Annotated in this window: 9 protein-coding genes, 6 tRNA genes and 1 pseudogene; 5 read left to right on the top strand and 11 right to left on the bottom strand. The window is 37.8% G+C overall.

The features are described 5' to 3' along the window. Positions 1 to 5: 5 nt before the first annotated feature. The 8 genes and pseudogenes from FLM54_RS03115 to FLM54_RS03080 form a co-directional block, all read right to left on the bottom strand. A complete protein-coding gene (locus tag FLM54_RS03115; protein ID WP_178955107.1) occupies positions 6 to 911 on the bottom strand; it encodes a restriction endonuclease in 906 nt (301 codons plus the stop codon). A gap of 291 nt (positions 912 to 1,202) precedes the next feature. Beyond that, positions 1,203 to 2,349: pseudogene (locus FLM54_RS03110) on the bottom strand (IS3 family transposase). 200 nt (positions 2,350 to 2,549) lie between these two features. After that, positions 2,550 to 2,625: transfer RNA gene (locus tag FLM54_RS03105), tRNA-Thr, on the bottom strand. Positions 2,626 to 2,668: 43 nt separating this feature from the next. After that, positions 2,669 to 2,744, bottom strand: a tRNA-Phe gene (locus FLM54_RS03100). 49 nt (positions 2,745 to 2,793) lie between these two features. After that, positions 2,794 to 2,869, bottom strand: a tRNA-Thr gene (locus FLM54_RS03095). 60 nt (positions 2,870 to 2,929) lie between these two features. Beyond that, positions 2,930 to 3,005: transfer RNA gene (locus FLM54_RS03090), tRNA-Phe, on the bottom strand. Positions 3,006 to 3,053: 48 nt separating this feature from the next. Next, positions 3,054 to 3,129, bottom strand: a tRNA-Thr gene (locus FLM54_RS03085). Positions 3,130 to 3,200: 71 nt separating this feature from the next. Then, positions 3,201 to 3,276, bottom strand: a tRNA-Phe gene (locus FLM54_RS03080). A gap of 306 nt (positions 3,277 to 3,582) precedes the next feature. Here FLM54_RS03080 and FLM54_RS03075 point away from each other — a divergent pair. Then, on the top strand, positions 3,583 to 6,366 hold the full coding sequence (locus FLM54_RS03075) for a hybrid sensor histidine kinase/response regulator (protein WP_178955105.1): 2,784 nt from the start codon (positions 3,583 to 3,585) through the stop codon (positions 6,364 to 6,366). 78 nt (positions 6,367 to 6,444) lie between these two features. On the opposite strand, the gene FLM54_RS03070 is transcribed toward FLM54_RS03075, so the two are convergent. Both FLM54_RS03070 and mutY read right to left on the bottom strand, forming a co-directional pair. Next, positions 6,445 to 6,717 carry an oxidative damage protection protein gene (locus FLM54_RS03070; protein ID WP_008110439.1) on the bottom strand — a complete coding sequence of 91 codons (273 nt, stop codon included), beginning with the start codon at positions 6,715 to 6,717 and terminating at the stop codon, positions 6,445 to 6,447. Between the two features lie 34 nt (positions 6,718 to 6,751). Next, entirely contained in the window at positions 6,752 to 7,813 is a 1,062-nt protein-coding gene (mutY, locus tag FLM54_RS03065) for an A/G-specific adenine glycosylase (protein ID WP_178955103.1), read from the bottom strand. A 150-nt stretch (positions 7,814 to 7,963) separates the two neighbouring features. Between mutY and trmB the strand changes: the two genes are divergently transcribed. The 4 genes from trmB (at position 7,964) to arcA (ending at position 12,709) form a co-directional block, all read left to right on the top strand. Further along, the gene (gene trmB / locus FLM54_RS03060) at positions 7,964 to 8,689 is read left to right on the top strand and encodes a tRNA (guanosine(46)-N7)-methyltransferase TrmB (RefSeq protein ID WP_010390835.1); all 726 of its coding nucleotides are present in this window, start codon (positions 7,964 to 7,966) and stop codon (positions 8,687 to 8,689) included. Between the two features lie 36 nt (positions 8,690 to 8,725). Next, positions 8,726 to 9,751: a methyltransferase gene (locus FLM54_RS03055; RefSeq protein ID WP_178955101.1), complete on the top strand. Its 1,026-nt coding sequence runs from the start codon at positions 8,726 to 8,728 to the stop codon at positions 9,749 to 9,751. A 183-nt stretch (positions 9,752 to 9,934) separates the two neighbouring features. Further along, positions 9,935 to 11,536, top strand: a complete 1,602-nt coding sequence (locus FLM54_RS03050) for an ATP-binding protein (RefSeq protein ID WP_178955099.1) — start codon at positions 9,935 to 9,937, stop codon at positions 11,534 to 11,536. A 456-nt stretch (positions 11,537 to 11,992) separates the two neighbouring features. Beyond that, the gene (arcA, locus tag FLM54_RS03045) at positions 11,993 to 12,709 is read left to right on the top strand and encodes a two-component system response regulator ArcA (protein ID WP_008110444.1); all 717 of its coding nucleotides are present in this window, start codon (positions 11,993 to 11,995) and stop codon (positions 12,707 to 12,709) included. Between the two features lie 8 nt (positions 12,710 to 12,717). Here the strand turns inward: arcA and arcB are convergent, their stop codons facing one another. Then, positions 12,718 to 15,036: an aerobic respiration two-component sensor histidine kinase ArcB gene (gene arcB / locus FLM54_RS03040; RefSeq protein WP_178955097.1), complete on the bottom strand. Its 2,319-nt coding sequence runs from the start codon at positions 15,034 to 15,036 to the stop codon at positions 12,718 to 12,720. Between the last annotated feature and the right edge of the window lie 24 nt (positions 15,037 to 15,060).

Below are 15,060 nucleotides of genomic sequence, written 5' to 3'. Positions count from 1 at the left end.
AAATACTACCTTAAGTTTAATCCTGAACGAGAACTGATATTAAAAGCCATAGAAACCCCTTCATTATTACCTGTTGCTGTAACTGTTATATTAGTATCTTTATTAGCTCCTAAGTTATCACTTGAGCCGTATATTACAGGTTTATTCTTAAAATCTTCATAGCTAAGTTGCTCTGGTGATGAAGAACACACAATAGTATAGTTGGCTGACATCTTAGTGCATTTAGCTTTTACTCCGTTCTTATCGGTAATTATTATTTCATGCTTAAATGTCCATTCACCATGATGTTTAGAGCCACCATATATCACTTCAACATCAACTACGTTGCTTTCTTTAATATTGTGAGTTGAAGATGATGAAATCAAATGATAAACAAAATCTGAAATTAACAATCTCTCATTTGTATCAGTTAAAACTGTGCTTTCTAGCGAATATTCAACTTTTTCAGCATCTTCCATAAAGGTTACATTGAAGTCTATGTCGTCAATTGTTGTTGAATTTAGTATTAACCTCACATCTCTAGCTTTATTTAAGAATGATGGCCATGACTGGCTTAATGCTTGACCAAAAGATATAGCGTCAATTTGCATTTTTTCTGCAAATTTTTGTGCAGATACAGTAAATCCTGATTTTGAAACAATTACTATTTTTTGGATGCCGACGTTTTTATGTTTAGTAATTAACTGTTCAATTACTGACACACCAATTGGGCGTGATTTAGCCGTGCACTCTATACCTATTGTAAGTTTATAAGGGCCTGAGTTATCTTCAATTAATATGTCTATTTCTCGGTCTTGCTCGGAAACAGGGTCGTACAACATTTTTGACTCTGTAACAATTGCATTAGATGATGCTAAGTGCTTATTGATAGCAAGTACAAGCTTTTGATATTCGTTAGTTCTTTTAGGCACGTTACAACTGCTCCTACTAAATTCCTAAAATTAACTTCCATGGTAAGTGCCAAAGAAAAAGGGCTATTACAATTATAAATAAGGTGCAGCACATGACATAAAACCAATTTAAACACGACTTTTGATAATCATGCCTATTATCTAAGTCGGTTATCATGTCTTGAATTTTTTCGTACTGCTCACTGTATTGATGTTTTAATCGGTTCATTTGACTAGTGAATTCTGATTTCAATGCTTTTGATTCTTAATCAACATTATCATCATTGCTGAGTATGGACTTCCCAGCTTTCACTAGACAGTTTTTAACTCAGAATAGTACGCTTCCTCAAATTTAGCAGGTGAAACACCGCCTGTATGTGAGTGGCGCTTTTTTGGATTGTAAAACATTTCTATAAAATTGAAAATCTCAGCTTTCGCATCTTCGCGTATCGAGTATATCTTACGCTTAACTATTCGCTTTTTAATTGTCGCAAAAAAGCTTTCAGCAACCGCATTATCATGACAGTTCCCAGCGCGGCTCATTGAAGGCACAAGGTTATGTTCCTTCATAAATACGAGATAGTCAGCGCTACCGTATTGACTACCTTGATCACTATGTACCATTACCTCAGCCTTCGGTTGACGTTGATATACAGCCATCAACAGTGCGTTTATAACAAGGTGCTTGTCCATATTTTTATCCATCGACCAACCCACAATACGCCTAGAGAATAAGTCCATTACTGTCGCCACATATAAAAAACCTTCATAAGTTCTTATGTAAGTTATGTCGCTAACCCTGGATTGATTCGGTGCTGGCAGGTTAAATTGGCGCGCTAATAAGTTATCTGCAATCCGCGATGTCTTTCCGCCTTTAATATGGCGACGCTTATACCCAATTTGCGTTTTAAGCTTATGTTGTCGCATAATCTTAGCGGCACGGTTTACGCTACATTGCTCACCGGCTTCACGCAAGTCTGCATGTATCCAAGGGCTACCATATGTGCCGCCACTGGCTACATAAAATTCTTTAATCAGTTTCAACAAACGATTATCTTCAAGCGCTCTATCGCTTAAAGGCTTTTCTAACCACGCATAAAAACCACTGCGATGCAGTTTAAAAAGGCGGCACATCGTCGTAATGGAAAACTCATCTTGGTGATAACGAATGAAGCCGTACTTTACTCGGGGTTGCTGGCAAAGTACCTTGCGGCCTTTTTTAAAATATCCCGTTCCTCCGTTACACGTTTCAATTGCGCTTCTAATTTAGCGATCTTCAATTTTTCAATCGGATGATTGAACGGCTTTAGGTTTATCTGATAACTGGCTCCGCAGTGATATAACGTTTAGTAGAAATATCTAATCGTTCAGCGACTTCTGCGACTGAATATCCGCGCTCAGTAATTTGTTTAACAGCCGCTTCTTTAAACTCTTGGGTATACCGTTCGCCTTTGCTCATAAAACACTTCTTTTTAGAAGTTACAATGTAACTCATTGGGTGTCTAGCAAACTATGGGAAGTCCAATAAATAACAAACAGGTGTGAAAGCCATGAATAATAAAGGGTAGATAAAATATTGGTGCAAGTGAAAATTGATTGAGAATTTAGCCAAGCGGTAGATACAAAAAAGCCCAGCTAATGCTGGGCTTATCTGATAAATGGTGCCGACTAACCGAGTCGAACGGTTGACCTACTGATTACAAGTCAGTTGCTCTACCAGCTGAGCTAAGTCGGCACACTAAAACAAAAAGCCTTGCATGAGCAAGGCTTTATATAAATGGTGCCTCGACCCGGAATCGAACCAGGGACACGAGGATTTTCAATCCTCTGCTCTACCAACTGAGCTATCGAGGCACTTAAACAGTGCTAATTAAATGCTATCAAAACACTTAACTAAAATAAATGGTGCCGACTAACCGAGTCGAACGGTTGACCTACTGATTACAAGTCAGTTGCTCTACCAGCTGAGCTAAGTCGGCACACAAAACTGTGTGCTAAGGCACTTTATCAATTTTAAAGATTGATAACTTTTTTGTAAATGGTGCCTCGACCCGGAATCGAACCAGGGACACGAGGATTTTCAATCCTCTGCTCTACCAACTGAGCTATCGAGGCACTTAAACAGTGCAAGTGAACTGCTCTAAGCATTTCACTTTTATAAAATGGTGCCGACTAACCGAGTCGAACGGTTGACCTACTGATTACAAGTCAGTTGCTCTACCAGCTGAGCTAAGTCGGCACACAAAACTGTGTGCTAAGGCACGCGTAAAAATGTTTAAATAAATATCTAAACACCATTACTTTAATAAATGGTGCCTCGACCCGGAATCGAACCAGGGACACGAGGATTTTCAATCCTCTGCTCTACCAACTGAGCTATCGAGGCACTTAACAGTGCTTATTAGTAATCACAACGGATTAATAATTCGACTCCCACATAGCTTTACTGACTGAGCTATCTGGGCGTGCGGCGTATTAAACGAGTTTTACCCTTACAAGTCAACTTTTTTTTTATCCTTTGCAACTGTTTGAACGGTTTTCAAACAACTAACAACAAATCTCGTTCATACCGTGCATTTATTCAACAAAAGAGTTTAAAAAACGTAGTGAATTATTTTTTTTAGGTGTTACGATTAGTCAATAGCTTTCGGTACAGGCTTACCGTTTTAATAAAACCACGATAGGAAAACTCATGCAGAGTAAGTTCTCTTCAGCAATAAAGGGCCTACTACCTATATTTTTAGTTAGTAACCTTATAATTTCCACATTATTTATAGTCGCCTATTCGCTTTACTCACAAAGCAATGCTGAGAACAATGAACTTCCCCAACCCTCTACTATTGCACTCACAAAACTTGCTGAACGCCTTGAGCAGCCCATTGTTGAAGCACTAACAACATACGGGCAAAACAAAGCCAAATTACTTCTTGATATTGCAAGCTTACTCAATAATGACTTTAAATATACTCTGCATCGTTTTAATGCAAATAATAAAGCCGAGTTAGTTTATAGCAACAATAGTATAGTGATTGCACCTTTAGCTGTTAGCAAATACATTAAAGAGCAAAATACTCTGCATCATTTAATCTCATCAGAGGGACAAGTAATTGCTGAACTTATCATTGAGCAGAAACAACCTTTAATTTCATCATCGACACAAAATTTATCAATGAGTGCATATCTTGCCGCTATTGTTGCTCTGATCGCATTGTTTGCATTCGCTATAGCGTTTAATAAGTACATTAAAAAACGACTACATAAAAATACCGATTCTCTCACTCAAGAACTCAAGGCTATTACACAAAATGATAATTATCAAAGCACGCTTGATGAGCAACTTGATGGAGGGTTAGAAACCGTTGCTCAACAAATTAATTTATTGCTGAAAAAAGTAAGTATGGTTCTAGCTGACGACCAAGCTGCACAAAAAGAATTAAAAAGGCTACAAACCAGTCTGGAAACAGAAGTACAAAGCAGAACATTTGAATTAGAAAAACAAACTCAAAAAGCGTTAAAGGCGAGTGAAACTAAAACCACCTTTTTAGCCACCATGAGTCATGAAATAAGAACACCAATGAATGGTGTTATTGGCACCATTGATTTACTTCGCCAAACAGAGCTTGATGGTGCTCAGCAACGCCTTAGTACTATTATTCGTGAATCCGCATTTTCGCTACTGAGTATTTTAGATGATATTTTAGATTTTTCTAAAATTGAGGCTGGAAAGCTCAACATAGATCCTGTTCCGTTTTCTATTGCAGATACACTAGAAGAAGTAGCCAAGGTATTATCGTCGGTTGCTAAAAACCGTCATTTAGAACTCGATTTATCAATTGCACCCGATATTCCTAATAACCTTATGGGCGACTCAGGCAGGGTTCGCCAAGTGCTATATAACTTGTGTAGTAATGCCATTAAATTTACTAGCACCAATGGTACAACGAAGGGGAAAGTAAGAATATCAGTAGAGGTAGCAAATAACACCGCCGATCACTTTACATTGCGTTTTTGTGTAAGTGATAACGGTAAAGGAATGAGCCAATCTCAGTTAAGAAAAATTTTCAACCCGTTCACTCAAGCAGAAAGCTCAATTACGCGAGAGTTCGGTGGAACAGGGCTTGGTCTTTCAATTTGTAAAAGCTTAACCGAGCTAATGCTTGGTACTATACATGTAACAAGCCATGAAGGGATTGGAAGTGAATTTACCGTTGAACTGCCTTTTTCAACTGCAGGTAAAACTGAATTTGCCCATAAAAATACACTTAATGGTAAACATGTCATTATTGTCAGCAGCGACGCAGAGCGCGGTAAAGTAATTTATCGTTACTTGTCATTTATGGGGGCTAAAATAACCTATGCTCATGAACAACAAGATGTAGAAGCTCACCAAGATGCCAAGGATATTATTTGGGTTGTTGATGGCATTGAAGACATGAATAGTATTAGTACCTTACTAAGAAGTTTACTTTACTCACTAGAAGATAATAACCAGCAAATGGTGGTATTAAGTAAATTAGATGAAGCAGTAATTAATCATAAAAGTATTTTTTATATTAATGCTTCTCCATTATGTAAATCTAACTTCATGCTTTCAATTTTGGTGGCTGCAGGTTTGCATAAACCTAAGCAAGTTAAAAAAGCCAGAACGATGAATCACTACCTAAACTCAGAAGAAGCGCTGGCAGCAAATAGGCTAGTATTATTGGTAGAAGATAACCTATTAAATCAAGAGGTACTCACCGAACAATTACATATACTAGGGTACAGTGTAGAGGTGGCTAATAACGGTGAAGAAGGCCTAGATATGTGGCGTAAAAATAGCTACTCGCTCATTTTAACCGATTTACATATGCCAAAAATGTCTGGCTACGATATGGTTGAAAAAATTAGAGAAGAAGCGTCATTGCTCGAATCGATTGACGCACAACCTTATATTATTGCTGTTACTGCCAATGCTCTAAAAGGAGAGAGAGAGCGATGTTTAGCTGTAGGTATTAACGACTTTATTACTAAACCTATTGAGTTAAATGCACTTGAGGACACATTAAAGCAATGGAATGACTTATATAGCAAACAACCACAACAGGTGAATTCGACCGAAAAACCAATCATGCCTATTGATATGGAGTCAGCGAATAAGTATATAAATGGCGATGACGCTAAAATAATCCGCTTTTTTAAAATGTATTTAGAGCAGAGCCAAGAACAAATTAAAGCGATTAACTTCGCGGTGCTGCAAAGCAATAAAGCTGAAATTTTATCCGCTTGCCACCAATTAAAATCTATATCGAAGACAGTAGGAGCTAACATTGTTGCTGATTTAGCGCAGTCATTTGAAGATAAGTGTAAAAGTGATGAAATAAAAGCTGATGAATTAATTAAGATGAGAGATGAGCTTGAAATTGAATATTCAAGAGCAGCACAGTTTTTAAAAGAACAAATTAGAAACAACGATCAGCAAGATGACTTGATTTAACTAAAATATTCATCGGTATACACAATATAAAAAAGGGCTTATAGCCCTTTTTTATTAATTATCCTAAGCACAGTTAATTTATTTTTCTACTGGCTTATAACCTTCAATCTCAACTTCTTTACCTTCAAACAAAAAGCCAACCATTTGCTCTTCTAAAAAAGTACGATGCTCTGGATCCATCATGTTTAAATGCTTTTCGTTGATCAGCATAGTTTGTTTATGCTGCCATTGCCCCCAGGCTTCTTTAGAAATATTATTAAAAATTTTCTCACCAAGTTCACCAGGGTATAACTGAAAACCAAGGCCTTCGGCCTCTTTTTGTAACTTTTGACAAAATACTGTACGTGCCATGATTCTTCCCCTTAATGCTAAATATAACGCTATTCTATACTATTGCCGTAATTTGTTTAACCAACTTTTTAGTCGGTGCCGCTAACCCTACTTCTATTGATTGATCGAGTGGATACCACACCAGCTGCTTGTCATTAACAACATCCGGGGCTTTCTCAATATTAAGTACATGCGGGTTAATCGTCAGCTCAAAATGTGAAAATACATGAGTAAAAGGCGTTACTTCATTAAGGTCACTTTTAAGCCCTTGTTGCGCTAAAAAAGTTTCGAGCTCGCTGTACTCATTAAATTCAAAAAATCCAAATAATCCGCCCCAAATACCACTGTTCGGGCGCTTTTCCATGAGCACTTTGTCGTTATGCTTGATAATTAACTGGTGGCAGCTTTTTTTAGGCACTACTTTTTTAGGCTTAGAGTGAGGAAACTCCTTAACTTTACCAGCGTTAAACGCACCACAACGGCTATTTAATGGGCATGCCTCACAATCAAAGCGACTGCGCGAACATAAGCTTGCACCTAAATCCATCATAGCTTGATTAAACTCTGTAACATTATTTTTAGGAGTGAGTTGTTCACTTAAATGCCAAAGCTGATTTTCTACTTTTTTAACTCCATACCAACCTTCAACCATGAAAAAACGAGCAAGCACTCTTTTAACATTGCCATCAAGAATAGGGTGATGCTGCCCCAAAGATAATGATAAAACAGCCCCCGCAGTAGAGCGCCCTATTCCGGGTAAATCCATTACTTCTTCAAGCGTGCTAGGAAACTGACCTTGGTATTTATCTCGAACTATTTTAGCGGTTTTATGTAAATTACGTGCACGAGCGTAATAACCTAAACCTGTCCAATGATGCAAAACCTGATCTTCATCAGCATTTGCTAAAGCAATAATATCGGGAAAGCTTCGCATAAACTTTTCAAAATAAGGAATAACAGTGACAACCTGAGTTTGCTGTAACATCACCTCAGATACCCACACTTTATAAGGCGTTTTAGCTAATTGCCATGGTAACGTTTTGCGCCCATGAAGGTGATACCAGTCAACTACTTGGTTGGAAAACCAATCTGACTGCTGTTTTTTTAAATCCAACATATTTACTTTTTTACTAATGCTCAATGGCGGCTCAGTCTATTGTAGTGACTGAAAAGATCAAGCTATAACGCCCTAATGCTTGTCAACCTAGCGCTGGTCAGGGATAATACGCAACCATTTTTAAACACATTGTTTTGTCAGGCCAATAATATGAGTGAATCAAGTAACAACAACCTTGAGCAAGCTAAGCAAGAAGGTAAGTATATCCGCACTATTCGCAGTTTTGTAAAACGCGAAGGTCGATTAACCAAAGGCCAAGCTGCTGCAATCGAAAAATGCTGGCCAACAATGGGGCTTGAGCATAAAAACGGCCTACTTGATTTAAGCGAAGTTTTTGGCAATGACAATGATGTAGTCCTAGAAATTGGTTTTGGTATGGGCAAGTCATTGGTTGAAATGGCAAAAAATGCACCACATCTTAACTTTATTGGCATAGAAGTTCATCGCCCAGGCGTTGGCGCATGTTTAATGGATGCTGACGAAGCTGGCGTTACTAATCTGCGTGTGTTTGAACACGATGCAGTAGAAGTTCTTGCTGATTGTATAAGCGATGAAAGCTTATCAACCTTACAATTATTTTTCCCTGATCCATGGCACAAAAAGCGTCACCACAAGCGTCGCATTGTACAAACTGAGTTTGCTGAAAAACTTCGCTCTAAATTAAAAATCGGTGGCGTATTTCACATGGCAACCGATTGGGAAAACTACGCAGAGCATATGTTAGAAGTGATGCAAGCAGCCCCAGGTTACAAAAACCAATCTGAGACTAACGACTATGTCCCCCGCCCTGATTTACGTCCATTGACTAAATTTGAACAGCGTGGTCAGCGTTTAGGTCATGGCGTATGGGATTTAATGTTCGAACGTACTAAGTAACCGTTAATTAAATAATTAAGTAAGGTAAAGCCATTTATGAGCGTATTAACCAATCCGAGCCTACTATTACTTCGTAACAGTGAAGAGTTAAAAGGTAAATCAATATTGGTGGTCAACTTTGTTCAAGATGGCTTTTTAAATGAGCTAAAAACGCTCAATCCACAAAGTAAAATAACCGCTTTTAGTTATAATCACGCTAATGGTGAATTTGCAAAAAACATACCGGGTATTGACGTAACCATCAGCCACACAATTAATTCGGGCGATTATGATTTGGTAATACTTTATTACCCTAAATCTAAACCTGAGCTATTAATGGCGTTAGACAACATACGTGCTGTGATAAGCAAAGATGCAGAGCTACTCGTTGTTGGCGAAAACAAGAGCGGTGTTAAGTCAATTGAAAAGCAACTCGCCGGTAAGGCCGAGTTTAGTAATAAAATAGACTCAGCAAAACATTGTGTTTTATTTTCATTTTCAGAACTAACTCTCAATAGCACGTTTGATATTAGTACTTACCATAAAGAGTTTACTGTAAGTGTAAGGGATATTGAGTTTACAGCGGTCAGTATTCCGGGCGTGTTTAATCATGGTGCGCTAGATGCTGGAACGAAAATGCTACTAGAAAATGCTCCTAACTTAAAACACGGAAAAGTCCTTGATTTTGGTTGTGGCGCAGGCCTTATTGCTACTTTTTTAGGTCTAAAAACTCCAGCTCTGACATTTACCTGTAGTGACGTAAGTGCACTTGCAGCCTATGCAACAACACAAACGCTTAAGTTAAATAATGTAAACGGTGAAGCCATACTCAGTGATGGTTTAAATAATATTACTGGCAAGTTTGATTTAATTATTAGCAACCCACCCTTCCATACTGGGATTGCAACTGACTACAGCGTTGCGGAATCTTTTTTAACCCATGCCAAGCAACATTTAACTAAGGCAGGCAAACTGACTATAGTAGCTAATAGCTTTTTAAAATACCCACCTATTTTAGAAACCCAATTTGACAGCTACCACACAGTATTTAAAAACAATAAATTTGCCGTATACAGTAGCTAAAAAAGTTATTAATATCCTGTCAAAACATAAATATGGGCTATTTTAGCCAAATATTTATGTTTTATAAGTAGATTAGCTAAAAATAAAAAGTGTAATTAAGCTAATCTTTTTACTTCACTTTTTTCTGTTTTTGCTAAACTATTACCTATTAGATTCACAATTGACACGGATGACCTTCTCGCAATGCCCAAAACTGTAAAGCAAAATAGCATTCGTAGCATATTGTTTAAAACTATCATGCTTATAACAGCTATCTGTTTGTTATTATCGCTTTCAATTTCTACCTACTTAAGCGCACAAGAGCAAAAAAAACAGCTCATTAGTAAACTTGTGTTGGTATCTGAGATCATTGCATTTGACGCGATGCCCTCATTACTAAATAAAAATAGGCCTGCAGAAGAAAGACGTTTGAAGCTGCTTCAACAAGTATCATCCGTTACAAATTTACATATATATGCCTTAGATGAGCAAACCAATAAACCAGTGTTTTTTACCAGCTTTAATGCCCGAAAATCACCACCTGTCCCTATTAAAACGGACAACATTGATGACTTTGCTGAACCACAAGTTAGCGATGAGTACATTGAGTACATTACCCCAATACTCAATAATGAACAGCTGCTTGGCTATGTCTATATTAGAGGCAGCTTAGATAACTTAAATCAGCTAATAACTAAAAAGATTATAATTGATATCGTTATTATGGCTTTAATACTTATTTTTATTTCTTTGATTATTTTAAGGCTACAAAAAAGGATTGCCAGCCCGATTGAAAACTTAAGCTTGTTGTTGCAAAACATAGCTAAAAAACATAATTACTATGCGCGTGCGCCTTTAACGAACCTCACTGAAATAACTCGGCTTTCTAATAGCTTAAATGTAATGCTTGCACGCACACAAAGGCAAATAGAGCGCCATGAAGAAGATAAACAAGAAATTAAGCAGCTAAACTCAAACCTTGAAGAGAAAGTGAGTCAACGCACTATTGCGCTCAGAGAGGCCAATAAAGAGCTGTTATCTACTCTAGAAAAGATGCATCAATACCAAACTCAAATTGTCGAAAACAAAAAAATGGCTTCATTAGGGCAAATGGTGGCAGGGGTTGCCCATGAGGTAAATACACCAATTGGACTTGGTATTACAGGCTCTACTTTACTGCGAGATAAACTCGCAGAGCTACAGGTTAATTTTCATAATAAATCATTAACCGCGAGTCAATTTGAGCAATTTACTAATGATGGTATTGAAAACTTAGACCTAATCTATAGCAGCTTAAACCGCGTTGCAGAACTTATTTCTAACTTTAAAAAAGTCGCGGTGCTCAAAGATGATGAAATAACCAGCACTGTTAATTTACAACACTTAATTAACGACACGCTACTGTCTATGGGGCAAGAGCTAAAACTTAAAAACCCAAAAGTTCTTATAAATTGTCCAGCAGATTTAACCGTTGAAAGTAAAAAAGGACCACTACAGCAAGTATTCCATCAGCTTATTTTAAATTCCCTGCTGCACGGCTTTGAAGCTGGCGATGACAATGAAGTACAGATTGATATTGTGGTAACGAAAACAAAAACACAAATTACCTACACCGACAACGGGCTAGGTGTTGAAAATAGTATACGAGCAAAAATATTTGACCCATTTGTAACGTCAAAGCGCGGCCAAGGGGCGAGTGGTTTAGGAATGCATTTGGTTTACAATTTAGTGACTCAAGCATTAGCCGGAGAAATTGTGTTAGATACCGAGTATCAGCAAGGCGCCCGATTTATTATTACACTCTAAAAGCGAAAGAACGCTTTTACCCACTTGAATTACAACTTTATGACCATACTAAGACATAACCAACTAAACAGTTGTATCATTAACGCTGTATTTCACACAATTGAGGAACTTAATTGTGTTTTACATATCACATACATTGATGAAAAGTTGGAAAGTGATATAATTCCGTTTTGAATTAGTCTGATTATTTTAAGTATCTTTAGGTGGTTGATGGATGTATCAATTATTAAAGGGAAATGGCTTCGACTCTACAATTCAAATTATACATTCAACGTTAAGTATCAATTAAGCCGCGGTTTTTAATAATACGTCATAGTAGGTTTGGGCACGCAGCTGTTTATATCTAATTTGTTTTTACTTGTTAACATTTAGATATAATCCTATAATTCTAGTAGTCGGCTCTGATAATCATGCCGATTTTATAAATAAAACACACTCCAAAAAGGTTAATTAAAGATGCAAACGCCAGTCATTCTGATCGTAGAGGATGAAGACGTAACTAGACTAAACCTCGTTAGTTTATTTGAAGCTGAAGGTTACAAAGTTATTGAAGCCATTGATGGCGATGATATGCATGATAAGCTTACAAATAACGATGACGTCAATCTTGTAGTTATGGACATCAACCTGCCAGGTAAAAACGGGCTTATTTTAGCTCGCGAATTACGCCAAAAACGCAAAGTTGGTCTTATTTTCTTAACAGGCCGTGACAACGATGTAGACCGTATTTTAGGTCTTGAAATTGGTGCTGATGACTATATTACTAAGCCTTTCAACCCACGTGAATTAACTATTCGTGCACGTAACTTAATTACGCGTACCGCACTAGGTGGTGAAGAATCAGCTATTGAAACCAATGGCGTGATCACCTTTAACGGTTGGGAACTTGACGAAAACAGTCGTTGCCTTACTTCTCCAAATGGAGATGCAAAACGTCTACCGAAAGGGGAATACAGAGCACTGCGTTTAATGCTTGACTCACCAGGTCGTATATTTAGCCGTGAGCAACTAATTAAACACATGACTGGCCGTGAGCTTCGCGCTAACGACCGTACAGTTGATGTTACTATTCGACGTATTCGTAAGCACTTTGAAAGCGACAATTCAACGTCTGAGTTGATCAGCACCATTCATGGTGAAGGTTACCGCTTCATTGGTAAAATCGACAGCTAATTAGTTTTTTATTCTAATTGTTGTAAAAATAAATGAAGGGCCTGTTGTCCTTCATTTATTTTGTCTGCTAATTCATCAAGCCAAACTGTTAATACTTCATCACTTTGTTCCAGCGCACCATGCTCCATTTGCTTTGCATGCAACTGCACATCATTCAGACCTACCGAACCAGCGGCACCTTTTAACTTATGCGCAACGGATTTATATTCTTCTCTGTCTGCTGTTTTTAATGATTCTAATAGCTCATGTTGATATTGCGGATTTAGCTTTTTAAACAACTGACTACTGCGTTTAAATACTTCAACCCCCATCGAGTTTACAAAGTCTTCAATGGTTTCAATATCTAACAAGTCAGTATTTATTTGATTTAACAACTCTTGATTGACTACTCGTTGAGGAGCCTCAATTTGCGACTGTTTAATACCAAAGAGTTCAGCGAGCATATTATCTAATTTGCTAGTATTTATTGGTTTAGCCAACGCTCCTTGAATAGAAATACCCTCAAGCTCTTCTTCAGCACTGCGAACATTGGCGGTAAGTGCCACAATAGGTAGCTGGTTAAAATGGCTTTGTGCGCGTATTTGTCTTGCTACTTCATCGCCATTAATATCAGGCAACTGCATATCAAGCAACACTAAATCTAGGTCATCTTCGGTTTCTACAAACGATAAAGCATCTTCACCTGTTTCAGCCCACAACACTTCATGACCACGTTGTTCTAATAAATTAGTAGCAATTTCAGCATTAAGTGGCACATCTTCCACTAATAAAATATATAAGCTACGCCCTACATAACTATGTTCGGTAGGAGCACTACATAAATTCAGCGGAATTTGAACGGTAAAGCAACTGCCCTCTCCTGGGGTACTATTAACAGTTATAATGCCTTTCATAGCACTTACTAGCGCTTTTGTTACGGCTAAGCCAATACCTGAACCAATCGCATTGGTCCCTTTAAGGTCAGGTGCTTTGTAGTACATATCAAAAATGCGTGTAAGTTGTTCTTGTGGAATCCCTTCTCCGGTATCGAGTATTTTTATAATAAGCCATGGGCCATCTTCACGGTTTTCTCTACCGCAATCTAAGGTGACACTACCGTGCTGGGTAAATTTAACCGCATTATTAATTAAGTTCCATACCACTTGGCGTAAACGAGTGGGGTCAAGTAGAGCATATATATCGAGTGTTCCAGAGCGTTTTACTTCAAAAGAAAGCTCTTTTTGCTCCGCAATGAGGCCTGCAAAGTTAACCACGTCATTAATAAAGTCAGAAACATTAATTTCGTTGGCAGCAATATCTAATTGCTCACGATCTATTTTATCTAAATCTATAATATCGTTAAATATATTACCCAATGTCTCTGCACTTGAAAACACCGTATTACACCAACTACGCTGCTGTTTATTAAGTTCAGTATCCAATAGCATCCGAGTTAAGCCAACGATACCGTTGAGCGGAGTGCGTAATTCATGGCTCAAGGTGGCAATAAATTTCCCTTTATCTTTATAAGCAGTCTCCAGTGCCTGCGCGGCTTCTTTACGGCTGGTAATGTCACGGCCAAAGGCTAGCAAACCAATGTAATCGCCCTGCTCATTTATGAAGGGAAGCTTTCTCAGTTCAAACCATCTTATTTCACCATTTACAGAATATTCTACATCGATAGTTAAACCTTGATGAGTGCGTTCAACCTGCTCATCGGTTCTTAATACTTCAGATAAAAAGTGGCTTGGAAATATCTCTTCTGCGGCTTTGCCAATTAATTCTCCACTGGTTTTGCCCATCACCTCTTCAAACATTTTATTACAACCGGCAAACACCCCATTGTTATCACGGTAATAAAATAAATCTGGTGAGGAGTCTACAATAGAGCGCAGTAACATACCTTGTTGTGCGAGCTCTTGTTGCGTTTTTTTACGCTCTGCAATTTCACGTCTGAGCTCTTCTATTGCCCTATGCTTGGCATGGAAGGCCATTTTACGTTCGTCAATTTCAATGTTTAAACGATTAATATTGTCTTTGAGAGTTTGATTTAAAAGCTTTTCTTGTTTTGTGGCACTATCTAAATAGGCATAAGAGGCATCAAGTTGCCGAATAGAGTTTAGCAGTACGCTAATCACCAGAGGAGAAACAACTGAAGTAAAAAATACTATAGCTAATATATCAACTAAGTTCACTTCTCCAATAGCAACATAGTAAAACATACTCGATAAAACCATCGATACCGTCAGTAATAATGCATAGCAAATAGCTGCAGTTTTAAACTCACCAAAACGAGTTATTGAACTGGAAAGTACTCGAACCCACGGGTTCAAAGAAGAATCTGTCATATATCAGTGTTTCTCTTGGCTAAA

Origin of the sequence: Pseudoalteromonas sp. Scap25 (genome assembly GCF_013394125.1) — a bacterium.
Taxonomy (GTDB): Bacteria; Pseudomonadota; Gammaproteobacteria; order Enterobacterales; family Alteromonadaceae; genus Pseudoalteromonas.
The sequence above is the reverse complement of the archived record's forward strand: the minus strand, read 5'-3'. Positions and strand labels throughout refer to the sequence as shown.

Coding starts and splice junctions, on each gene's coding strand:
- arcA (WP_008110444.1), top strand. CDS start 11,993: ATGCAAACGCCAGTCATTCTGATCGTAGAGGATGAAGACGTAACTAGA.
- trmB (WP_010390835.1), top strand. CDS start 7,964: ATGAGTGAATCAAGTAACAACAACCTTGAGCAAGCTAAGCAAGAAGGT.
- mutY (WP_178955103.1), bottom strand. CDS start 7,813: ATGTTGGATTTAAAAAAACAGCAGTCAGATTGGTTTTCCAACCAAGTA.
- FLM54_RS03070 (WP_008110439.1), bottom strand. CDS start 6,717: ATGGCACGTACAGTATTTTGTCAAAAGTTACAAAAAGAGGCCGAAGGC.
- arcB (WP_178955097.1), bottom strand. CDS start 15,036: ATGACAGATTCTTCTTTGAACCCGTGGGTTCGAGTACTTTCCAGTTCA.
- FLM54_RS03055 (WP_178955101.1), top strand. CDS start 8,726: ATGAGCGTATTAACCAATCCGAGCCTACTATTACTTCGTAACAGTGAA.
- FLM54_RS03050 (WP_178955099.1), top strand. CDS start 9,935: ATGCCCAAAACTGTAAAGCAAAATAGCATTCGTAGCATATTGTTTAAA.
- FLM54_RS03075 (WP_178955105.1), top strand. CDS start 3,583: ATGCAGAGTAAGTTCTCTTCAGCAATAAAGGGCCTACTACCTATATTT.